The following is a 22,228-nucleotide window of genomic DNA, read 5'->3' on the forward strand; positions in this document are numbered from 1 at the left end:
ATCTATTTTCCAATTGACATGAAAACATTCTCTTTTTAAAAATGTTACAAGGGGGGAAAATCATGCCTGGAAAAACCCGGGAGGGAACGCGGTTGCAGAGATTGAGCAGGTTTACATTCGCAGTTGTTTTAACCATAGTGTTCATTCTTTTTGCCGCGGGATGTACCGGTCCGGAAGTCCCGCAGGAAGTGCCGAAGAATTCCGGCAAACAAGTGCAACAACAACTCGTACCGGAGCAAGGCGAAGGCCGACCCGAAAGCGCGGTCCGAACCCCGGGCGGGCAGGAAGGGCAGCAGCCTTCCGGAAAGCAGCAACAGGAAGCAATGTTGAAACTGCTGTCCGCCACCGTAACCTACGTGGTGGACGGTGACACGGTGTACGTGGTCCTGGCCGGCGGTAAGAAGGAAAAGGTGCGCTTTATCGGTATAAACACGCCGGAGTCAACTCGGAAAGTAGAGCCCTACGGCAAACAGGCCTCGACCTATACCAAAAAGCGGCTGGACGGCCGAAAGGTGTGGCTGGAACTGGATGTCCGAGAGAGGGACCGGTACGGGCGGCTGCTGGCCTATGTCTGGCTGGAGAAACCAGCCGGTGACAGCGAGAAAGAAGTACGGGCCAAAATGTTCAACGCCGAGCTGCTCCTGGAGGGCTATGCCCAGGTAATGACTGTCCCGCCCAATGTCAAGTACGTGGATTATTTTAAGAAATACCAGCGGGAGGCCAGGGAGGCTAATAAAGGCCTCTGGGGTCTTTCCCGGTGATTTTGTATTAAGAATGGGCACCAGCATCAAGCTGGTGCCCAGTTTGGTGGCATAGATGGTTGAATCCCTATATCATATTACTTTTCCAGAATAAAAATATTACTTCAAAATGAATAATGGGCTAGTGTATTGCCAATAATAAGAGAATGAGAAAAAGAAGTAAGAACTTTTATTCCTCCATTTGCTTGGCCAGAAACGATGCAGCCGTCTCTGCCAGCTTTTTTTCCACGTCTCCCATTAGGGCTTCTTCGCTGGAGGTAATGATAACGGAGCCAATGGCGTCACCGTTAGCAATAATGGGTGAAATTACACTCTTCTTGAACATAACTCGTTCATCCGCTGTAAGGCTGTGCTCTTCCTCTATAATTTTAGTCTGCCGCTCATTGTTCATGATATTTTCAAGCAAACTTCCTACAGGTTTCTTCACCAAATCCTTTTTAAAACCCCCGGAAACGGCAATGATTTCATCGCGGTCGCTAATACAAACCACGTGACCCAGGGCTTCATAAAGCGATTCGGCATATTCCTTGGCAAATTCTCCCAGATCATTAATGGGAGAATATTTCTTTAAGATTACTTCTCCTTCCCTGTCAATATATATCTCCAGGGGCTCGCCTTCACGAATTCTCATGGTGCGCCTGATTTCCTTGGGAATAACGACCCGGCCCAGATCGTCTATCCTCCTGACAATTCCGGTAGCTTTCATGATTTATCCTCCTCTTAATAATTTTAGGGTTTTTGTATTATATTTTTCTCTCAATTAAAGTAAATCATTACTGGAAAAATATTAAACACCCCCTGGCTCCCGGAAGAGGCGGGGGCTGGGGGGCTGAGGATTTAATGTATTATATTGGAATCCCGAAAGTTGAACTGAGTTCCTCCAAATTACAAGTATATAGATACCGCTTAAAAGAAACCGAATTGTTTATAAGAAACTTTAATTTGTTTTTCAGCTTTTCCACTTCATATTTACGCTTGGGCAGGGATCTGTTAGTTTGAAATAGATATATTACATCCTCCGTAAAGTGAATTGGTGTTGCTGTTGCTGATGAAATTAATTGCAAACCTGTATGGACCGTTTCTTCCAGTTCTCCCGTAGCTACAGCCAGCGCTCTGACGGTGGTGCGCCCCCCCAGCTGGTTCATGGCATATTTCAATAAACCTTGAATTAACTTAATAAATGATTGAACTGAACTTTGGTATGGTGTAAATCCCAGCACTATAGTTTCCGGAACTGCCAGGGCCAGGATCTCTTCCATTAAAAGGGCTGATGGGGGAGCGGTGGCAAATATCAGCAGCGGCGTTCTGGAAACAGTGTAGCGGTTTATGACCTGGTTCCGGAGGTTTTCCGGCAGCGATTCTACAAGTCGCTTAAATTCCAGGCCTTCGCCAAAAATTTTTGCTTCAGGGAATTCTTCAGCCAGCCGGGCAATGTGTCCGGCTTTCATTTCTTTTTTTCTCCGGTCAATCCAATTAATTGTCTTAACATCAGTAACTGGAGGAACCCCTGCGGGAATTATGTCTATAACATTTAAATAAAGTGATTCTTCATCATTAAATTTATCAACGCCCAGGCTGTAAATAACATTTATGCAGCCCGCATTTACCTTTTCGCAATTGAACCACCAGGTGGCCGGAACGGTGATGTTATCCTTTTCCAGCACCAGGCGCGTGTGCTGTTCGCCTGCGAAGGTTCTTTGTGATAAAACGAACAAGTTCCTGGTCAGGCATACAGGGGGAGGGTTTCCTTCACCGAAGGGGGCGAGCCGGCGAATGTCCCGGTAAACTGAAAGGTTCAGTTCTCCAGGCTCCAACAGCAGGTCAACCTTTACTTCCTGCAATGGCCCATGTTTTACAAGCATTTTGCCAACTGTGTCATTCAGTGCTTTCGCCAGTTCCGGAACGTTTGCTTCTTTCAGCTGAAAGCCGGCTGCCTCCGCGTGCCCGCCGAAGCCGGCCAGCAAATTCTGGCACTGCTCCAGTACCTCGTATACATTGATACCGGCAGCGGACCGGCTGCTGCCGGTCACCCTGCCGTCTTCTTTTTTGGTCATGAGAAAGGCGGGCTTGTGGAACTGCTCGGCCAGCTTTCCGGCTGCTATCCCGATAACTCCTTCTTGCCAGAGAGGGTCGTATAATACGATGGCTTGAGAATTTTCTTCCACCCTGGACATTGCCTCTTTAATTATGTCAGCAGTTAGGTTTTTTCTTAATTGATTTTGCCCGTCCAATTCCACGGCAAGCTTGTTGGCTTCAGCTTCTTCCCTGCAGAGAAGCAGGTCCAGGGCCAGCCTTGCATGGGATATCCTCCCCGCGGCATTGAGCCTGGGCGCAATTTGGAATGCCAGATCTTCCTCGGTGGCGCTTAAAGGATTAACTCCTGAAATTTTAAATAAGGCCTGCAGCCCCGGCCGGCGGGTAGACCAAAGAAAAGGGAGGCCCTTTGTCAGCCAGTAGCGGTTGTCGTCCAGCAGGGGCACCGCATCGGCCACAATGGAGAGAGAAATAAGGTCGAGAAATGCACCCTCGGGCAGCGGGGTGCCGCAGGCCCCGGCCAATTCCACGGCCAGGAGGTAGGCCACTGCCGCCCCGGGAAGCATCCGGGCAGGATGTCCTTCCGGGAGAAGCTTGGGATTGACGATAGCATCTGCAGGGGGAAGTGTCTCTCCTGGGGTATGGTGGTCAGTGACTACCACGGTAAGACCGAGTTCCTTAGCCCGCTCTATCGCTTTTCCGGCAGTAATGCCGTTGTCGCAGGTTATGATGAGCTTTATACCTTCCCCGGCCAACTTTTCCACCGCCCGGGTATTTATGCCGTATCCTTCGGAAAACCTGTCCGGCAGGTAGTATGAGGGGCAGCTGCCGAGATGTTTTAGGGTTTCTATAAGAACAGCCGTGGCTGTAACGCCGTCCACGTCATAATCGCCGAAAATACAGGCAGGGAGTCCCTTTTGCAGGGCCTCCCTTATTATTTGCACGGCCTTGGACATGTGCGGTATGTCTTTTGCCTCCGAAGGCTTCAGTTCCAGGGGATAGAGGAGGGCGCGGGCTTTTTCGGGGCTGCGTATGCCGCGCCGCCAGAGGATTTCTGCAACGCGCCGGGTACAGCCGCACTCTTGCATAAAATCTTCGGGAATTTCAACGGGCCCGGGCAGGAAGCAGGAACTCATAAGGTCACCCCTTAGCCAAATATTCAATAAGCTATTTCCGGAGCATCATCCCAGTCCACAATTTCCAACTCATCTGCCTCGTCTTCTTCTCTCCCTTCGGGCTCACGGCCCTTGCATGTCATCCTGTACTCGCACTTAAGACATGTTTTCGGGTCTGCAGCTGGTTTGAAATCACGATACTCGTTATTTATTATTTCGGATACCAGTTCCTTCAGGATACTTTCATCCTGGTGATAATCTTTTTCGCTGTATTTTAAAATAACCCTTGACGTTGGAAAGCGGGGATTCCAATAAATTATCGTTACATCTTCCGGTGAAATAGGGTGTCCCACTACGGTTTCCCCGGCTTCCACCATTAAGTAACGGTAAACGACGGTTTGCAGGGCGTGGCGCAGAGTGTTCCAGCTGGGAGGCTTCTGGCCGGTTTTCCAGTCATAGATTAATATCGTACCGTCACCCGGTATGTGTATCACGTCGTAAGTGGCAGTAAGGCGAAGGGGGTGCCTGTTCAACTTCAGGGATATCTCCGGTATCCAGGTTCCTTTAAGGGGAAACTGGGACGCCAGATTTTTGTACCATTCCCGCATCATTATTCCCAGCTCATCCCCGGAAAAGATAGGTGAGATGCCGAGAAAATATCTCTGCGCCATCAGGTGAAAAGTTTTGCCGATTTCCGAAGAAAGTTTCAGCGCGCTCTCACATTCCACCGGCCAGTACAGCCCGTCAATATAGCGCAGCCTGAATTTCAGGGGGCAGGTTTTATAGGTTTGGAGTGAAGATTGGCTGAAATAGAAGTTATTGCTTAGGCTCATAATATTTTAAAACCCCCTTGTTAACCAGGGAATTGAGGGCCTTGCAAAGGTATTCTCTCTTGCCCCCGAAGGTCAGCCTGAGGTATTTTTTCGCCCTGGTTATGGTGACGTAAAGAAGTCTCAGGTGTTCCCCGGCAGATTCGGCCCTGGCCAGATGCTTGGCCTTGTCGGGGTCGAAGGGCCCCTGGCTTTCCAGGGCCGCCAGCTCGGCCTTGACCACCGCCGCCGGGTTTGCAACGTCGTCCTCCAAATACCGCAGTTCGCCTCTCATGGGGTCTTCCATGGTTGTGGGGAAATTAAAAGAGTTCATTCCGGTGGCAAAAACGGCATCCCACTCAAGTCCCTTGGCGCTGTGGCAGGTTGACAGTGTAACTTCACCGGGGCTGGGTTCAAAACCGGCCCGCTCACTTAACATTTTAATAAAATAATTAAATGATTTATCATTTTCCATTACTTCTCCCACCAGGTCAACCAGCCGCGCGTGGGGATCCCTGCTGGATCTTACCTGGAATTCCTGGGCCAGCCGCTGGGCCATGGCCATATGGTCACCTTCAAGCCCCAGTTCTTCCGCCAGGTACATGACCAGTGACTCGGGCGGCAGGCGCGAGGCCCCAAGCCAGCTGGTAACCCGTTCTACGGCCTTTACAATCCTGGGCCACAACTCATGGGCCCGGATCTCCTCTGGCACAACTTTTTTCAGCGGCTCGCCGGGCTGCGGGTAAATAATTTGCTCAACCCTGGCGCTGCGGAGAAATTCCGCCAGTTCCGGCTCGTCCTTTAGTTCCGGGATCATGGTCATTTCCAGGGCTTTTTCCAGCCGGCCTCCATCGTGGGGGTTTACCAGGAAGTCTATCCAGCTGCACAGTGCCTTGAGGGTGTTCCGTATTTCTCCCATGCTGCCGTTGACAATCCGGTAGGGGACGCCCAGCTTTTCAAGCTCTTTTGCTATTTTATCAATGTCCCAATTGGTCCGGCAGAGAATAGCCGCCTTTCCGTCCTTTTCTTTCTCCAGGTATTCCTTTACCCGGAGTGCCACATCCTCCCTTTCTTTTTCGCGATGGCCGTATCTTATAACCAGTGCCCCGGGGATGGAAGGATTTGGGGGATTCTTGGGTCCCGGTACGTCGTGCGGTATGGGATTTATCGGCTGGTCCGCCAGGGCACTTTTGCATTCATCATCGGGGTGGTCGTTTCTTACCCAGTTGACCAGGGCGTTGGCGGCGCCTATAATTTCCCGGGTGCTGCGGCTGGCGTAAAGCAGGGGCTGTACCTTATCCTGCAATTCCATTTCGGCGCAGAATTTCTTGAACAGCTCCGGGTCTGCCGCCGTAAAGGTGCTGGAGATTGCCTGGTTAGTATCCCCTACGCGTACCAGGTTTCCCTTTTCCCCGGCTAAAAGCCGCAGCATTTCTTCCTGCAGCGGTGTGGAGTCCTGGGCCTCGTCTTCAAAAATATATGTCCACCTGCTCTGCATGCGCCCCAGGAGTTCCTTGTCGGCCTGCAGGAGGTCAAGGGCGTAAAGAATCAGGTCGTCGAAATCGCAAAGTCCCTGCCTCCTGAGCTCTGCTTCATAACTGCCGTAAATTTCAATAGCCCAGCGCAGGAAAGAATTGAACGGGAGGGATTTAACATGTGTTTCCAGGTAATCATGCCTTAGCTTGTGTGCCTTGAAGTAATTTATTGCTTTTTCAATGTAATCAGTGCAGTCCTTGAGCCATCTTTTTACTCCTTCATTATTTCTGTTTCTTTTCCGCACCACAGAGATCCAGGCTTTATGGTTTTCAGGGTTTTGGAGCCACTGCCGCAGCAGCCGGTTTATGAGGCGGTACCGCCTGTCACCGTCAATTACCGGCATTTCGTCGGAAACCTGGAGAACGTCAGGCCTCTCGCGGACGATTTTAGCGGCCAGTGAATGCAGGGTCTTAACTTCGAACTTGTGGCTGAGATTGCCCTTGCCCCTGGCCGTAAGTTCTTCGATTAATTTCTTTCTGAAGTTAGCCACGGAAGAGTTAAGGTAAGTTACCACCAGGAGTTTGCCATTGCCCACGGCCCCGGACGCAACCAGTTCTGCCCCCAGGTAGGCAAGTATGGAGGTTTTTCCTGCTCCCGGAACAGCCGGGACCGCGAGGTACCCGCCCCGGTAGGCCGCTACTTCTTGCTGCCCGGGCCTGAGAACGCTGATTGGCAACCCTGTCACCTCCTGTTTGGGGGAAAACTTTCCGAGTTAATTATGGCTTAAAAAGAAACATTTTCATGGAAAATTTCCCCCAAAGACGCGGGCCACGTGTTCCGGCAGGGGGCCTTCTTGCTCGAATCCCCTGGTATTATAAGTGCTTATTGCCAGTACAATTCCCTTTTTAATTTTCCTGGCCAGGGCGCGTACCGTGCGGGCACAGTTTTGCTTTCTAAGCAGTACATCCCGGTCGTCCGACCAGGTTCCGCCAGTCCAGTGTTTTGAAAATACATGGGGGTTGGAGAGTTCTTTGGCATCACCGGGGAACCACACCGGGCTTGAGGCATCCAGCCAGAATTGATAATCCACGTCTGTTTGGGTCAATAAGAAAGCATATGGTGTCGACAATATAACCGCGTTTTCGGAAATTTTTTCTTCTTCCAGCTTTTCCGAGGCAATGGTTCCTTTTAATACCATGTCTATAAACATTTTTCCCGGCTGCAGACTGGTTCCGGTATATTTAGTTAAGTGGCTGTTAATGGTCCTGGCAACTTCGCAAAACCTTGCTGCCGATTTCAGTATCTGGCGGCAGGGATGGAGTTGTTCAGGTTTAGGCAGAAGCGGCGCCACCAGGTCGGCAAATGCCTTTTGGAGAAAGGCGTCTACGGGAAGGGGGGTTTGCGCCCTGTAATTTTCCAGCCAGCCGAGAAGTTTATCGTATTTTTCACCTGCAAGGTATCCGCAGCGGCGCCTGGTAACAGCGTCCATGGGCTTCAGCCACGGCGGCTCCGGGAAAGCACAATTGTTTATCAGAAGCGAGCTGCGGACGGGGTCCAGCTGCAGCAGGTGACATATGGTTTCGTGCAGGTCGCCCTTCCGCAGGCGCAATTCCCATTCGGGATGGGCGAGAATGGCCAGAGTAGTGAGCACCACCGCGTAGGGTTCGTCTATGAGCCTCTTACTCCTGGTAAGGTTATTGACATTAATATTATCCTTGCGCAGTTCCATTTCCAGCGCGTATTCCAGCACCTTGTCGACGTGGGGCGCGATAACGGCTATTCTGTGCGGGGGTGTCCCTTCATATACCAGTTTTACTATTTCCCTGGCGGTATCAGCTATCATATCACTGCGGAGTTCGGTGTTTATGGTTGCCAGTGTATGGTCGGGCAAAATGTTATCGTGGGGTTTCCACGTTATATCCTTCGCCAGGGAATCGGACCATTTCAGCATTGTATCGGAGCAGGTGTAAGATTTTTCCAAATGGTGCACGCGGCACAGGGACAGCAAGTCTCGGGCCCCTTCCGGGTCGGCCCCGAAGAACCTGGCGTGCCCGCCGTCGTCAGTATAAGCCAATACGGCTTCCTTTGTCCTTTGCATGAGCCACCGGATAAATTCTTGTGCCGCGGGCCTGGTCTCCTCGAGATTGTCGACTATGAGGTAGTCAATTTCGGAAGAAATTTGATCCTGATAATGCGGGTCAGTAAGGAGATAATTGGAGTACAATTCAACGGCAATGCCGTAATTGAATACCCTTGTCTCCAGGCACATGGAATAGAACTTGTTAATTAACTCCTGTACTACAGGAAAGTTCTCCCTGCGTGTATCATCTCCGGGAAAAGCGTCTTGCAGGCGCTTTGCTGCCTCGTGAATCGGAATGCCGTTGACGGCGGCCTTGTCTATGTTATCCATTACTTGAGCTGCCAGCCTGTGCGGCGGTGATACTATTTCCTTAAGGCTGGGAAGTACTTTCTCCAAAAGTAATTCGAGCAGGTAATGGGAAGTTTCGACTGTCATAAAAAGAGGCGCGGCGGCCTGCCTGCCGGGGGGAATCTTTGTACAAACAAGCGGCCAGAAGCGGGTCAATTCCCTTTGCACCCACCCAAAAAAGCTTACCACGAGAAGAGGGCCGCATTTTTCAGGCTGTATTTCTCTTTTCCACCTGTTGATTTGAGTCCGGTTCATAACCAGAACCAGGATGCGGTTACTTGGTATTCTACTGGCTGTGAGTTTTTTGTAATATTCCATAAGCCTGGTCGTTTTTCCAGATCCTGTTGGGCCGGAGTAGCACAGCGGTTTGGGCACGTTATCCCCTCCCGAAGTTTAATTTCTTTTAAATAATATAATGCTTCTTCCATGGCAGGGAAAGGAAATTTCTTTCGGCGGGCGGGATAAATAAAGCGGACCCGGGTAAAAATAAAACAGTAACCGGAACCTTAAAAGTCTTGTTTTGATAGGTGGGATTACCAGTGCGCGATAGCATGGTTGCCGGGGTACTTGCCGGTATTGCCGGGGGCCTGTTTTACCAAATCTTTATCTGGATTTCTTACCTGATGGGTGTTGCCAAAATAACACCATTCCAGCTTAGCGCCTATGTTTTAATTAAGCCCGGTTTGGATATAAGCTCGTTACCCGCGCAGGGCCTGGGCATGGCCCTGCACTTTGCCCTGAGTTCACTCCTTGGCTTGATTGCCGTTTACTTGCTGCGATCTATGGGTACCGATTATCTGGGGGTAAAGGGATTGGTCTATGGCGGAGTGATTTATTCCCTAATTTACGGCTTTATAGCCAGGGCAGTCATACCCGTAAGAATACTGCAGCCTGACCTGGCAACAAGCATAGTGTATCTCTTCGGCAATCTGTTTTTCGGCCTGGCCATTACCTTTATAGCGGGATACTTTACGCGGGAAGAAAGAACATAAATATTTTTTAGGAAAAAAATTAACCCGGCACGTGTACAACGGGCCGGGATTTTTTACACCGTCTCCTATGGCCGGTCGCCTTTTCTCATTATCAAATCCGCAAATTTTTGTTGTGATTTTGCTGCAGAGGCTGCTGCAGTCTTGATAATTTTACGCAAGTCAGGGTCTATAATCTCAGTTTCAATTAGGGCGTAAGCTAATGCCGCCATTCTGGCATCCTTTTCATAATCTTGAAGCATATCCATATCAGTAAAATTCATTGGCAGTTCACTCCATTGTCATGGATTCATAGTATTGTTGTAAAGTGCGGGCTCCTTGCCTTAATAGTTTGGCCTCGTCTTTAAAGGCATTTTTGATTTCTCTGTCGATTGCGTTGCCTGCGAAAAAATCGCACTTGCGGGCGGCAACTTGAGTTTCTGAAATCATTTTTACCAAATAGGCCCCTTCTTTTATTCTTTGAATTGTAGTGGGATCAAATTCCCGTAACAGAGGTTTTTTATCGTTCTTTGCTTTAAACAGCTTTAGCACCAATCCCCCTCCTTGTACTATAGAGTTTAGATTAGTCAGCTCAAAGCCAATAGACTTGACCCCTGACAACCACATAGGAATCCCGGGGCAACTCGGATAAATATTCTCGTAGAGGCAGGGGGCTTCGATCGCCCTCCTTAGGAAGCTTTAGCTGTCCTGATTGAAAGAGTGAAGCCCCGCCCATACGAGAGGACTCGAATGAGCACGTTGTGGATACAGCTTGCTGTATGCCGCGAGTTACGAGCAAGGTTGAGTGGCTCGTAAGGGTTGCGGGAACCCTGCCTGAATTCAGTGAAAGTGGGGATGCAAAAAATGATTTACGGTGGTGTTGATGTGGCCAAGTATCGCCATGAGGTGTGCTTCGTCAATGACGCTGGCGATGTTGTCCTGCAGATGCATATGGATAACAGCCAGAGGGGATTGAATAAGCTTCTGCAGGCATTGGAAAGGCTGGGTATCAAGCCTGACGGCGTTAAGTTCTGCCTGGAGGCCACCGGACACTACTGGCTCCCTATCTACTGCCACCTCAGTGAGCTGGGATTTCAGCTTCATGTTATCAACCCTATCCAGTCAGATGCTTTGCGTAATCTCTATGTGCGTAAAACCAAGACCGACCAGAAGGATGCTCTGCTTCTTGCTGACTTGCTGCGATTAGGACGTGCTCCTAAACTAAAGCTTGCTTCCGAAACGGTTCTCAAATTGCAGACACTCTCTCGACTCCGTTTTGAGTTCGTTCGCCAGGTCGGTGGGCTTAAAAACAGGGTGCTGGGCATCCTCGACCGGATCTTTCCAGAATACCCCGGCTGTTTCTCAGATGTCTTTATCCGGACTTCCAGAGAACTGCTTAAATCTTGCCCCGAACCGGAAGCTCTGACCGAAATGGATCTTTCAGAGTTATCCGCTTTCTTGAAAGAACATTCCCGCGGCCGCCTCGGTAAAGAAAGAGCTAGAAAGATTCAGTCTCTGGCTAAAGGCACCTTCGGCATTACCCTGGCTCTGGACGCTTTCACGCTCCAGCTGCGCCTGCTGGTTGAGCAAATTGAGTTCATTGAGGAGCAGATAAAGGTTATCGAGGATGCAATCAATGAGGTTATGGAGGAGCTTCGCCCCAGCGAAGATACTCCATACCGCCACGTTATTGAAACTATCCCTGGTATCGGTCCTGTACTAGCTGCTGCAATCATCGGAGAAGTAGACGATATTACACGCTTCCCCAACGCCCGGACTCTCGTGGCCTATGCCGGTTTAGATGCTTCAGTAAGGGCATCAGGGCTGTTTGAAGGCACTCGCAACCGCATGTCTAAACGCGGTTCACCTGTGTTGAGAAACAGTCTGTGGTTGGCCGCTGTTTCAGCCCGCCGCTTTAACCCGGAATTGAGGGCCTATTATGAGTTAAAACGCAGCCAGGGAAAGCATTCAAGCGTTGCTACCGGAGCAGTTGCCAGACGACTTGTGCATTTAATTTACTCTCTCTGGAAAGATAACCGACCGTATGACCCGAATTATCAATGGTCCCCACCCGGCAGTAAAGAGTGACCAGGACCCTATGTGATTGTCAAAGATCTTTTTGCTTTAGCCTATTGACTTTTCATAGCACGTCTTTCTATAATATTATTTTTCTGCTGCATTTTGATTATGTATTGCCTCTTATATGAAATGCGCGTGCAAGACAAACTTCCATTATTTACCGAGTTGCAGCGTGCAGGATTATTGGATTAGTTAGCGAAATAAAGGTACCATGTTTTAAACCTTTTAGAAAAAGGAGGGAAAAAAGGATATCCCGTATAGACAAGCCACGGGGTTCCAAAAACGACATCATGGGTAAGAGACAGCTTGGTGTTTTACTCGCGCTCCTGTTGTTTACAACTTCTTTTGTTTCCTTTGGCCCGGCAGGTGAATCCTCGGCGGCCACCCATGTAGTTTCAAAGGGTGAGAGCCTGTATAAAGTAGCCCTGTTGTACAATACAACGGTGGAAGCCCTGCGAAAGGCCAACGGCCTGACAAGTACCGTTATTTACCCGGGACAGGTACTCTGGGTTCCCATATATCATTTTGTGGCTCCGGGAGAAACTCTGTATCTTATCGGGAAAAAATACGGGGTGCCTTATACTGAGATAATGCGGTACAATGGCTTGAAGACCTCCACCATCTATCCCGGGCAAAAGCTTTATATCCCGGATCTCAGTGGAAACAAGTCCCTTACATCCCGGGGTACAGGCTTCAGTAATATTTCACGTTCCGACTTTGACCTTCTGGCCAGGCTGATAACGGCTGAGGCCGACTCCGAGTCATTTATCACCAAAGTGGCTGTAGGGGCGGTGGTACTTAACAGGGTTGAAAGCAGTGACTTTCCCAATACCATACCCGGAGTTATTTACCAGGTGGATGAAGCCGGATATTATCAATTCGAGCCTGTATTGAACGGGTGGATAAACCGTCCTGCTTCCGAGGAAGCCATCCTTGCCGCCAGGGAGGCTTTAAAAGGATGGGACCCGACCAACGGGGCCCTGTACTTCTGGGAGTCGTGGGTAAAAAATTCCTTCTTGAACTCGCGCTCCGTCAGCACTGTCCTGGGAGCCTTCACTTTTACCTATTAAAAATAAGCCTGTCCGTCAAACCCAGGGTTTTAAAAACGCCCTGGGTTTGTTAATAATCCGTAATCCAGCAGATTGGAATTGACAACAGTAGGGATTTTGCATAAAATTATAGTCAAACGTTTATTTTATTATTTGAATGATTTTTTATATTACCTGCAGCGGAAGGTGATGAGAAATGGCCCGGGCTGAAAGCCTGGTTAATTGCAGTAAGACAACAGTCTTCCGGGTTGAAGGGATTACCTGACTGGATTGCGCTGTCAGGTTCGAAAGGAACGTGGCGGCGCTTCCTGGTGTAACCAGGGCCAGTTTGAATGCTATAGCCGGCAAATTAATCGTTGAAGGTGTGGCCGACCTGGAAGCCATCCGGCGGGAAGGTAAAAAAGAAGACTATATTATCACCCCGGTTGATGAAGAACAGGTGAAGCCGGCAAAGCCCGGGGTTAACTGGGAGCTGTTGCGGGTAGTAGTTTCCGCCGCCGCGCTGGCGGCCGCCTATATAGTGGAGCGAGCCGGCGGGCCGGCTATCCTTTTTATTCCGCTGTACGTGGGAGCTATAACAGCCGGCGGGTGGGGTAATGCCCGCAAGGCCCTTTATTCACTGCCGCGCCTGGACTTCAACATGAGCGTGCTGATGACCATTGCCGTCACCGGGGCCATGGCCATTGGTGAGTGGGGAGAGGGTGCCGTGGTGGCCTTTCTGTACTCCGTCTCCGAGCTGCTGGAGTCCTGGACCATGGGGCAGGTGCGCCGGTCCATCCGCGACCTCATGGACATTGCCCCCAAGGTGGCCAGGGTCCGCCGCCCGGGAGGTGAAGAAGTTGAAGTACCGGTAGAGGAGATCCAGGTGGGCGACGTAATGATCGTCCGCCCTGGTGAAAAGATCGCCATGGACGGGCGCGTCATCAAAGGCGAGTCTGCCACCAACGAGGCCGCCATCACCGGTGAGTCCGTACCGGTGGAGAAGGGACCGGGGGCCGAGGTGTATGCCGGCACCCTCAACACCCACGGTTCCCTGGAGGTGAAGGTGACCAAGCTGGTCCAGGACACCACCATCGCCAAAATTATCCACCTGGTGGAGGAGGCGCAGGCCAAGCGGGCTCCCTCCCAGGCCTTTGTGGACCGTTTCGCTGCGGTCTACACTCCCATTGTCTTGGTTCTGGCCGCAGGCATTGTTCTGGTGCCGCCCTTATTCTTCGGCTATTCCTGGGGCCCGTGGATCTACCGGGGACTTGCTCTCCTGGTGGTGGCCTGCCCCTGTGCCCTGGTGGTTTCTACCCCGGTGGCCATTGCCAGCGCCATCGGCAACGCCGCCCGGAAGGGGGTCCTGATCAAGGGCGGGGTGTACCTGGAACAGGCCGGCGCCCTGGACGCCGTTGCCTTTGACAAAACCGGGACCCTTACCAAGGGCGAGCCCGCCGTCACTGATATTATTCCCCTCGGCGGGCGGTCCGAGGTTGAGCTGCTCCAAATTGCCGCCAACCTGGAGGCGCGCTCCGAGCACCCTCTGGCAGTAGCCATTGTTAAGGCGGCAAAAGCCCGCGGCCTTCAAGAGAAGCCTGCGGAGAATTTCCGCGTTCTCACAGGCCGCGGGGCGCAGGGAGTCATTAACGGGCAAACGGTATATATCGGCAGCCTCAGGCTATTTACCGCGCTGGGAATGGATACCGGTCCTGTGGCCGAAAGGATCCGCCATCTGCAAAAGGAAGGTAAGACGGTGATGATCGTGGGTACGGCGGAGGAATTCCTGGGGATTATTGCCGTTGCCGACGAGGTTAGGGAGGCCAGTGCGACTGCTGTTGCCGCGTTGAAGCGGGCCGGCGTCCGCCGCACCGTCATGCTCACGGGGGATAACGAGGACACTGCCCGGGTCATAGCATCCCGGGTGGGGGTGGATGAGTTCCGCGCCGAACTGCTCCCCCAGGACAAGCTTGAGGCCATCAAGGCTCTTTTGCAGCAATACGGAAAGGTTGCCATGGTAGGTGACGGCATCAATGACGCCCCGGCCCTGGCCGCGGCTACGGTGGGCATTGCCATGGGCGGGGCAGGCACGGACACAGCGCTGGAGACGGCGGATATTGCCCTGATGGCCGATGATCTGACCAAGCTGTCCTTTACCATCCGCCTCAGCCGGGCGGCGCTAAGGGTTATCCGGCAGAACATCGGCTTCTCCCTGGCCATCAAGGCCGCTGCCGTGCTCGCCGTATTCCCGGGGTGGCTCACCCTCTGGCTTGCCATTTTGGCCGATATGGGGGCATCTCTGCTGGTTACGCTTAACGGCATGCGGCTCCTGCGAATGCGTCCGGGCAAATGATAAGCGGAAACTGGGGAAGGCTATGCGCCTTCCCCAGTAAAACTTTATTCTGTTTCGCAATCTCTTTTATAATGCTGCAAGGCCGATTCGATAATGGCTCTGACGCATTCATCCCGCAGGGAATAAAAAACCATCTTTCCTTGTTTCCTGCTCTTGGCCAGGCCCAAATTTTTTAAAAGGCGCAGGTGGTGGGAAGCCGAGGCCACGCTGGAGCCAATGATCTGGGCCACGTCGCACACGCACAGTTCCTCTTGGGAAAGGGCATAGACAATTTTGATCCTGTTTTCGTCTCCCAGGGCTTTAAATATTTGTTCTAAACCATCTGTGACGGTTACCTGTTCTTTGAGGCGGTTTACCTTTTTTTCGTCGAAGGAAAAACAATCGCAGGTATCTTGTTTGTCATCAGCTGCCATAACCCCACCCCGCAATACTGAAGTGTTCTTTTGAATGTTAACATATCATGTAAATATAATTTGTCAAGGTTATGAGACTTGATAACCGGTAAAAAAGACAATATAATGAAGTCGAAAATCATTATCAGAGGGTTATTTTGAGTTAAAATGATAAAGATTTTCATTTTCAATATTGTTATAAACATAGTTATAGAGGGATGTGGTTTAGTTGGCTCACTGTCACGGCCCCAATTTAGATAAAATGTTACAGGGAAATAGAAAAATAGTCCTGGCCGGAAATCCCAATACCGGAAAGTCAGTATTTTTCAATTATCTTACCGGCCTTTACGTTGATGTTTCCAATTACCCCGGAACCACACTGGAGATAGCCCATGGCCGCATGGGGGACGATGTGGTTATCGATACGCCGGGGGTTTACGGCATTTCCTCCTTTAATGACGAAGAAAGGGTCGCCCGGGACATTATTCTTAACGCCGATATAGTTATAAACGTGGTAGATGCTTGCCACCTGGAGAGGGACTTGTTCCTCACCCAGCAAATTATTGATACCGGCGTTCCCGTGCTGGTGGCCGTGAACATGATGGACGAAGCCGAGCGCCACGGCTTGAAAATTGATATAGATTTATTGTCGGAGCTGCTGGGAGTTCCGGTGGTACCTGCGGTAGCGGTCAAGAAAAAAGGCTTATCCGAAGTGAGAGATAGGCTGCACGAAGCCAGGCCGGGGAATCCTACACCGGAAGTACAAAACCTTTTATCCGGCATGATTGATCGGGTAGCCAACAAAGGGGAGGCCTTGCTCATCCTGGAGGGCGATGAAATTGTTGCCGAAAGGCACGGCCTCGAGCCTGCGGAACACCGGGAGGAAATATATCTGCGCCGCCGGGAGAGGGTTAATTTAATCGTTGACCGGGTTGTAGAAATGGCTTCTGAGCGAAAATCATTTTCCCAAGTACTGAGCAGCCTCATGATCAGGCCCCTTACCGGCATTCCCATTTTAGCTCTGATTTTGTACGGCATGTACCAGGCCATCGGGGTGTTTATTGCCCAAACGGTGGTTGGGATAACCGAGGAAACCATCATGACAGGAATGTACGAGCCGGCTGTACGGGAACTGGTGGGCCGGTTTGTTGCACTGGATTCAGCCCTTGGGAATATTCTCGCAGGTGAATTTGGTTTACTTACAATGACCGTTACCTATGTATTAGGCCTGTTGATGCCGCTTGTGGTGGGGTTTTACTTTTTCCTCTCTCTTTTTGAGGATTCCGGTTACCTGCCCCGCATCGCTACTTTGGTCGACAGGTTTCTTACCGGAATTGGCCTTAACGGGCGCGGTGTAATTCCTTTAATCCTGGGCTTCGGCTGCGTAACCATGGCCGCCATAACCACGCGCCTGTTGGCTTCCGACCGCGAGCGGAGAATTGCCATAATTTTGCTGGGTTTGACCATTCCATGTTCGGCCCAGCTGGGAGTAATTGCCGGCATTCTCGCCGGGCTCGGCGGGCAGTACGTGGCGGTATATGCCCTGGTTATCTTCAGTGTTCTGGTAATGGCTGGAACCGCTTTAAACGCGCTGCTGCCGGGGGATTCCTCCGATTTGCTTATTGACCTGCCGCCCTTAAGGGTACCGAGATTGGATAACGTGGTAAGAAAAACCGGCACTAAGGCTTACCATTTTTTAAAGGAAGCCACTCCCCTGTTTGCGCTGGGGGCGCTGATAATCAGCATCTTCCAGCAGGCCGGTATCTTGAAATTCTTGCAAAATTTGCTGGCACCCGTTACCGTGGGCCTGCTTAATCTTCCCCGGGAAACGGTTACTGTCTTTATCATGGGTATAGTAAGAAGGGATTTCGGGGCGGCGGGACTGAGCAATATGGCTTTATCTCCCGTTGAGGCAACCATTGCCCTGATAACCGTCACTTTGTTTGTGCCCTGTATAGCTTCCATGCTTGTTATCTTTAAAGAGCGCGGCAAAGGAGAAGCGGTAGTTATTTGGGGGGGAAGCTGGGTTGTTGCTTTTATAATTGGCGGGTTAGTTGCCCAGTTGTTTAAATTGTTCGGGGATGAAACCAGCATCGCCGCTCCTTTGGTTATAATTGTTTTTATCCTGATGGCCTCCGTAGTTGCCGGGATCAGTACACTGGTAAAAAGGCGTAAAAGTGAAAGCCTGGCGGGTTAAATAGACAGACCTCTCCTCAAGAAGGGGTGGAAAATAGCCCCTTCTGTAAAAATAAAAGGTGCTCTTCGTAGGGAACACCTTGGGTTTATTCAGGATGCCGGGCGGGTGCGGGCGCCAGGCGGTAAGCTTCCTTCTTATCCCGCCGAAAGTTCCGGTAAGGATCAAAGCGCTTTAACCTTAAAGCATTGGTTACCACGGAAACGGAACTGAAGGCCATGGCCGCCCCTGCCAGTACCGGGGAAAGGAATCCCATGGCGGCCACCGGAATACCCAGGGAATTGTATATCAAAGCCCAAAAAAGGTTTTGCTTGATATTGCGCATGGTTGCCCGGCTCAACTTGATACTGGCCGCAACTCCCCGCAGGTCGCCCCGCATGAGGGTAATGTCCGCCGTTTCCATGGCCACGTCGGTGCCCGTGCCGATAGCAAAGCCCACGTCTGCGGAGGCCAGCGCCGGGGCATCATTGATGCCGTCCCCCACCATGCCCACCACCCGGCCTTGCTTTTTGAGTTTATTTACTTCCCCGGCTTTGTCCTGGGGCAGTACTTCCGCCAGGACGTCTTCCTCCGGAATGCCCACCTGCCGGGCGATGGCCTCGGCGGTGCGCCGGTTGTCACCGGTTATCATAATGGTCCGGATGCCCATTTCTTGCAGGGCCCTTATGGCCTCGGCGGAAGTTTCCTTTACGGTATCGGCCACGGCCACCACGCCGGCGGGACTGCCGTTTACGGCCACCATCATGGCGGTTTTACCTTGTTTCTCCAGTTCTTTCACCTTTTCTACAAAGGCACCGGTTTCAATATTATTGGCGGCCATCAACCTGCGGTTTCCAATTAAAATGTAGTTATCCTCAATTTGGGCTTTTATACCTTGCCCAGGCACGGCTTCAAATTTCTGCGGCTCTGCCAGCTCAATGCCCCGTTCCCTGGCTCCATTGACAACGGCCTCGCCCAGGGGGTGTTCCGAAGCCCTTTCCGCCGATGCCACCAGGCGCAGCAACTCATTTTCTTTCATGCTTCCCCCGGTAAGAACCACATCTGTAAGGGAGGGCTCCCCCTTGGTGATGGTCCCCGTTTTATCCAGCACAATGGTATCCAGGGAGTGGGCTTTTTCCAGGTGCTCGCCCCCCTTGATTAAAATGCCGTTTTCAGCACCCCGGCCGGTGCCCACCATGACCGAGGTGGGGGTTGCCAGTCCCAGGGCACAGGGGCAGGCGATGACCAGCACCGCCGTGAAGTTAATCAGGGCCCGGGCCAGGTTCCCGGGATCAGCCAGGAAATACCAGACCAGGAAAGTTACCACGGCAATGCCCACTACCGCCGGCACAAAGTAGGCCGAAATAACGTCTGCCATCCGCTGAATGGGGGCCTTGGAGCCCTGGGCCTCCTCCACAATCCTGATAATCTGGGCCAGGGCCGTGTCCGATCCCACCCTGGTAGCCTCAAATTTAAAGATGCCGTGCTTGTTGATGGTGCCGCCGATAACCTCGTCGCCTTTCTTTTTATCCACCGGTATGCTTTCCCCGGTAAGCATGGATTCATCCACGGTGGAAATACCTTCCTTAATTACCCCGTCCACGGGAATCTTTTCCCCGGGGCGAACCAGTACCAGGTCACCTACCTGCACCTCTTCCACCGGTATGTCCATTTCCTGCCCGTCCCTGATCACCCGGGCCGTTTTGGCCTGTAATCCCATCAGCTTCTTAATGGCCTCGGAGGTACGCCCTTTGGCTATGGATTCCAGCAGGCGGCCCAGGAGGATCAGGGTAATAATAATGGCGCCGGTTTCGTAGTAGACATGGCCGGGGAAAAAGAAGGTTGTTGCCACGCTGTAGAAGTACGCGGCAGATGTGCCCATGACAATAAGCACGTCCATATTGGCAGTGCCGTGCCTCAAGTTTTTAAAGGCTCCGCGGTAAAATTGCCAGCCGGCGATAAACTGCACCGGGGTCGCCAGCGCAAACTGGAATACTTTATTGCCAAGCAAGGGCGGCACTTTTACGTTAAACAGCTCGGCGAACATGCAGGCCAGGAGGGGGAGGGAGAGGGCTGCCGACATGATGAAAAGCCTGAATTGCCGCCGGGTTTCCCGCTCCCGCTCAAGTTTCTCTTTATCCTCGTCGAAGCGCTTTTCCCCGCTTTCGGCCCGGTAGCCCGCGCCGGCCACCGCCTTTTTCAGGTCCGCCACGCTGATCAACCCCGGATTATATTCCACGGCGGCCCGTTCCATGGCAAAGTTAACATTGGCCCGCAAAACGCCTTCTAGCCTGCTTAAAGCCTTTTCCACCCGGGCCGCGCAGGCTGCGCAGGTCATGCCGCTGATTTTTAAATCCGCTCGTTCCGTGGGCACCCGGTAACCCAGGTCAATTATTGCCTTCACCATTTTGTCCACGCCCACCCGGCCGGGATCGTAATTAACGGTGATTTTCTCCGTAGCAAAATTTACCGCTACGCCGGTGACCCCGTCGATTTTTTTCAGTTGTCGTTCCACTCTGGCCGCACAAGCAGCACATTCCATGCCCTGTATGTTCAGCGTTATCTTCTTGCTGCTCACAGGCGGATGTCCTCCTTATATGATGTGGGCTTACTAAATTTAAATTATTTCCCCGGGGCGAATAAGATATCATTCCGTAAACTTGTCCAACAGCTGCAGCAGCTCGGCAATTGCTTCTTCACCACGTTCCTGCCGTATGGCACTGGCTACACATGCCCGCATGTGGTTTCTAATCATCTGCATGCCGAGTTTTTTAAGAGCCGCCCGGGTAGCGGTAACCTGGTACAAAACATCAATACAATATCGATCCTCCTCAATCATTTTCTGGATTCCTCGAATTTGCCCCTCTATTCTCTTAAGTCTATTTATCAGTTCCTTTTTGTCTCCTTGCAAAACATATCCCCCATATTCGAAATACTATACCAGGGTATTGTATTGTATATTGATAATGATTTTATTATCGTACTCACATCACTGTCAATACATTTATAATTGTGGAAATTTGTACCCTTGAGTTATCAAGAAATCCGGGTACAATGGTATTATGGTTACAATTCCTCGGTTTCAGGGGAATTTTATTTTTATTTAACATTGAAAGGTGATTATAGTGAGAATTTTCAAAAAAAGTATAGTATTACAGTTGTGGCTGGTTATGATTTTACTGGTTTTAACAATTATGTGGTTAACCGGTTTTGTACAAATTAAAGTTCTTGAGCAGACATACTATAAACAGCACATTGATCAGTTAACTTTGGAAGGACACAAGGTAGTTAGCAACATAGAATCTGAAAATCCCAAAGACATAAGAACCCTTTCCCATATCCTGGGATTAAATATAATGGTAGTTAATGAAGATGGTTATTTGAAAGAATGCCGGGGAATGGGTATGGATATGTCCCCGGGAACTGGTGTGGATATTTTCGGGCATCACGGTATCCCCTGGGGCAAAGAAGAATTGCAAAAAATTATACAGGGGGAAACTTTACATTATATAGGGAAAAACCGTTTCATAAATCAAGATGTGCTTTCTGTGGCCCTCCCTTACAAAACAGCGGAGGAAAGGGGTATGGTCATGGTAAGCGCCCCTCTGGCCCCCATTGCCGACAGGATAGCGGTTTTACAAAAGGTTACTTTATTTAGCGGGATAGGAGGAATTATTATAGCAACATTATTGAGTTTTATACTCTCCCGCAGCGTGTCATACCCCCTGATACAAATGGATAGGGTTGCCCGGGCCATCTCCCGCGGCGACTACAGCAAAAGGCTTACCCTTAAAAGGGAAGATGAAATCGGGGTTTTGGCCAATACCTTAAACTCCCTGTCCCGTGAACTGCAGGAAAAAATTGCAACCATTGAAAGGCTGGATAACACCAGGCGGGATTTTATTGCCAACGTATCCCATGAACTGCGCACCCCCCTGTCCGTAATGCAGGCCTGTACCGAAGCGCTGATGGACGGTGTAGCGGAAACCGAAGCCGAAAGAAAAGAATACCTGGAAAATATTTACCAGGAGATTTTAAGGTTGCGCAGGCTTACCTCAGAGGTGCTGGATTTGCGCAAGCTGGAGTCGGGTAATATGGATTTTGATTTCCACCCGGTGAATATTGCGGGGCTAATTAGAGAAGTCGCCAATTCGTTCAGTACAATTGCACGAAACAAAGGTATAAACCTGCAGTACCGATTGGAAGAAGGTTTACCGGAAGCGGTAAGGGCAGATAAGGATAAAATTAAGCAGGTATTTATTAATCTTTTGGACAATGCAATCAAGGTAACCCCGGAGGGTGGAAATGTATTTATCCAGGCTGAAAAAGCAAATAGCCACGTTAAATTTACCGTAAAGGATTCCGGGCCGGGAATTGCTAAAGAAGAGCAGCAGTTAATTTGGGAAAGATTTTATAAAGTAGACAAGTCCAGAAGCCGTACCGGTGCAGGAACCGGCCTTGGCTTACCTCTTGTTAAAAGAATAATAGAGGCCCACGGCGGTGAAATATGGGTTGAAAGTGAGCCCGGAAAGGGTGCTGCATTTATCTTTACCATACTGTCAGTTGCTTAGTTTTTATTCAAGCCCCCGGCGCACTTGTGGATGGTAATGTA

At 50.8% G+C, this 22,228-nt stretch carries 17 protein-coding genes; 7 read left to right on the forward strand and 10 right to left on the reverse strand.

What is annotated here, in order from left to right; genetic code table 11:
• The first annotated feature begins 62 nt into the window (after positions 1-62).
• A complete protein-coding gene (locus ACX4JR_RS02945; RefSeq protein ID WP_476059565.1) occupies positions 63-761 on the forward strand; it encodes a thermonuclease family protein in 699 nt (232 codons plus the stop codon).
• 169 nt (positions 762-930) lie between these two features.
• Here the strand turns inward: ACX4JR_RS02945 and spoVT are convergent, their stop codons facing one another.
• The 5 genes from spoVT to ACX4JR_RS02970 form a co-directional block, all read right to left on the reverse strand.
• Positions 931-1,467, reverse strand: a complete 537-nt coding sequence (gene spoVT, locus ACX4JR_RS02950) for a stage V sporulation protein T (RefSeq protein ID WP_476059566.1) — start codon at positions 1,465-1,467, stop codon at positions 931-933.
• Between the two features lie 139 nt (positions 1,468-1,606).
• Positions 1,607-3,931, reverse strand: coding sequence for a single-stranded-DNA-specific exonuclease RecJ (gene recJ / locus ACX4JR_RS02955; RefSeq protein ID WP_476059567.1), 2,325 nt, complete (start codon positions 3,929-3,931; stop codon positions 1,607-1,609).
• A 23-nt stretch (positions 3,932-3,954) separates the two neighbouring features.
• Entirely contained in the window at positions 3,955-4,743 is a 789-nt protein-coding gene (locus ACX4JR_RS02960; protein WP_476059568.1) for a PD-(D/E)XK nuclease family protein, read from the reverse strand.
• Positions 4,727-6,931 carry an ATP-dependent helicase gene (locus ACX4JR_RS02965; RefSeq protein ID WP_476059569.1) on the reverse strand — a complete coding sequence of 735 codons (2,205 nt, stop codon included), beginning with the start codon at positions 6,929-6,931 and terminating at the stop codon, positions 4,727-4,729. The genes ACX4JR_RS02960 and ACX4JR_RS02965 overlap by 17 nt, the downstream gene beginning before the upstream one ends.
• A 63-nt stretch (positions 6,932-6,994) precedes the next feature.
• Positions 6,995-8,998, reverse strand: a complete 2,004-nt coding sequence (locus tag ACX4JR_RS02970; RefSeq protein ID WP_476059570.1) for a DEAD/DEAH box helicase family protein — start codon at positions 8,996-8,998, stop codon at positions 6,995-6,997.
• Positions 8,999-9,162: 164 nt separating this feature from the next.
• Here ACX4JR_RS02970 and ACX4JR_RS02975 point away from each other — a divergent pair, with 164 nt between their 5' ends.
• Positions 9,163-9,615 carry a hypothetical protein gene (locus ACX4JR_RS02975; protein ID WP_476059571.1) on the forward strand — a complete coding sequence of 151 codons (453 nt, stop codon included), beginning with the start codon at positions 9,163-9,165 and terminating at the stop codon, positions 9,613-9,615.
• Positions 9,616-9,680: 65 nt separating this feature from the next.
• Here ACX4JR_RS02975 and ACX4JR_RS02980 read toward each other — a convergent pair whose 3' ends face one another.
• Positions 9,681-9,875: a hypothetical protein gene (locus ACX4JR_RS02980; RefSeq protein WP_476059572.1), complete on the reverse strand. Its 195-nt coding sequence runs from the start codon at positions 9,873-9,875 to the stop codon at positions 9,681-9,683.
• A gap of 7 nt (positions 9,876-9,882) precedes the next feature.
• Positions 9,883-10,143: a hypothetical protein gene (locus tag ACX4JR_RS02985; protein WP_476059573.1), complete on the reverse strand. Its 261-nt coding sequence runs from the start codon at positions 10,141-10,143 to the stop codon at positions 9,883-9,885.
• A 312-nt stretch (positions 10,144-10,455) separates the two neighbouring features.
• On the opposite strand from ACX4JR_RS02985, the gene ACX4JR_RS02990 reads away from it, so the two are divergent.
• The 3 genes from ACX4JR_RS02990 to ACX4JR_RS03000 all read left to right on the forward strand — a co-directional run bounded on the left by ACX4JR_RS02990 (position 10,456) and on the right by ACX4JR_RS03000 (position 15,051).
• A complete protein-coding gene (locus tag ACX4JR_RS02990; protein WP_476059472.1) occupies positions 10,456-11,679 on the forward strand; it encodes an IS110 family RNA-guided transposase in 1,224 nt (407 codons plus the stop codon).
• Positions 11,680-11,960: 281 nt separating this feature from the next.
• Positions 11,961-12,740 (forward strand): LysM peptidoglycan-binding domain-containing protein, encoded by a 780-nt coding sequence (locus tag ACX4JR_RS02995; RefSeq protein ID WP_476059574.1) that lies wholly within the window; start codon positions 11,961-11,963, stop codon positions 12,738-12,740.
• Positions 12,741-13,014: 274 nt separating this feature from the next.
• On the forward strand, positions 13,015-15,051 hold the full coding sequence (locus ACX4JR_RS03000) for a heavy metal translocating P-type ATPase (protein WP_476059575.1): 2,037 nt from the start codon (positions 13,015-13,017) through the stop codon (positions 15,049-15,051).
• Between the two features lie 44 nt (positions 15,052-15,095).
• Here the strand turns inward: ACX4JR_RS03000 and ACX4JR_RS03005 are convergent, their stop codons facing one another.
• Positions 15,096-15,464, reverse strand: coding sequence for an ArsR/SmtB family transcription factor (locus tag ACX4JR_RS03005; RefSeq protein ID WP_476059576.1), 369 nt, complete (start codon positions 15,462-15,464; stop codon positions 15,096-15,098).
• Positions 15,465-15,672: 208 nt separating this feature from the next.
• Between ACX4JR_RS03005 and feoB the strand changes: the two genes are divergently transcribed.
• Positions 15,673-17,640, forward strand: coding sequence for a ferrous iron transport protein B (gene feoB / locus ACX4JR_RS03010; protein ID WP_476059577.1), 1,968 nt, complete (start codon positions 15,673-15,675; stop codon positions 17,638-17,640).
• A gap of 85 nt (positions 17,641-17,725) precedes the next feature.
• On the opposite strand, the gene ACX4JR_RS03015 is transcribed toward feoB, so the two are convergent.
• Together ACX4JR_RS03015 and ACX4JR_RS03020 are read right to left on the reverse strand one after the other, a co-directional pair.
• Complete coding sequence (locus tag ACX4JR_RS03015) at positions 17,726-20,194, reverse strand: heavy metal translocating P-type ATPase (protein WP_476059578.1); 2,469 nt, start codon at positions 20,192-20,194, stop codon at positions 17,726-17,728.
• A gap of 69 nt (positions 20,195-20,263) precedes the next feature.
• Complete coding sequence (locus ACX4JR_RS03020) at positions 20,264-20,527, reverse strand: metal-sensitive transcriptional regulator (RefSeq protein ID WP_476059579.1); 264 nt, start codon at positions 20,525-20,527, stop codon at positions 20,264-20,266.
• A 283-nt stretch (positions 20,528-20,810) separates the two neighbouring features.
• On the opposite strand from ACX4JR_RS03020, the gene ACX4JR_RS03025 reads away from it, so the two are divergent.
• Positions 20,811-22,187 (forward strand): sensor histidine kinase, encoded by a 1,377-nt coding sequence (locus ACX4JR_RS03025; RefSeq protein WP_476059580.1) that lies wholly within the window; start codon positions 20,811-20,813, stop codon positions 22,185-22,187.
• The last annotated feature ends 41 nt before the right edge of the window (positions 22,188-22,228 follow it).

It is taken from the genome of Desulfofundulus sp. JL263-se, assembly GCF_056316025.1.

Coding starts and splice junctions, on each gene's coding strand:
- ACX4JR_RS02945 (WP_476059565.1), top strand. CDS start 63: ATGCCTGGAAAAACCCGGGAGGGAACGCGGTTGCAGAGATTGAGCAGG.
- spoVT (WP_476059566.1), bottom strand. CDS start 1,467: ATGAAAGCTACCGGAATTGTCAGGAGGATAGACGATCTGGGCCGGGTC.
- recJ (WP_476059567.1), bottom strand. CDS start 3,931: ATGAGTTCCTGCTTCCTGCCCGGGCCCGTTGAAATTCCCGAAGATTTT.
- ACX4JR_RS02960 (WP_476059568.1), bottom strand. CDS start 4,743: ATGAGCCTAAGCAATAACTTCTATTTCAGCCAATCTTCACTCCAAACC.
- ACX4JR_RS02980 (WP_476059572.1), bottom strand. CDS start 9,875: ATGAATTTTACTGATATGGATATGCTTCAAGATTATGAAAAGGATGCC.
- ACX4JR_RS02990 (WP_476059472.1), top strand. CDS start 10,456: ATGATTTACGGTGGTGTTGATGTGGCCAAGTATCGCCATGAGGTGTGC.
- ACX4JR_RS02995 (WP_476059574.1), top strand. CDS start 11,961: ATGGGTAAGAGACAGCTTGGTGTTTTACTCGCGCTCCTGTTGTTTACA.
- ACX4JR_RS03005 (WP_476059576.1), bottom strand. CDS start 15,464: ATGGCAGCTGATGACAAACAAGATACCTGCGATTGTTTTTCCTTCGAC.
- ACX4JR_RS03025 (WP_476059580.1), top strand. CDS start 20,811: ATGTGGTTAACCGGTTTTGTACAAATTAAAGTTCTTGAGCAGACATAC.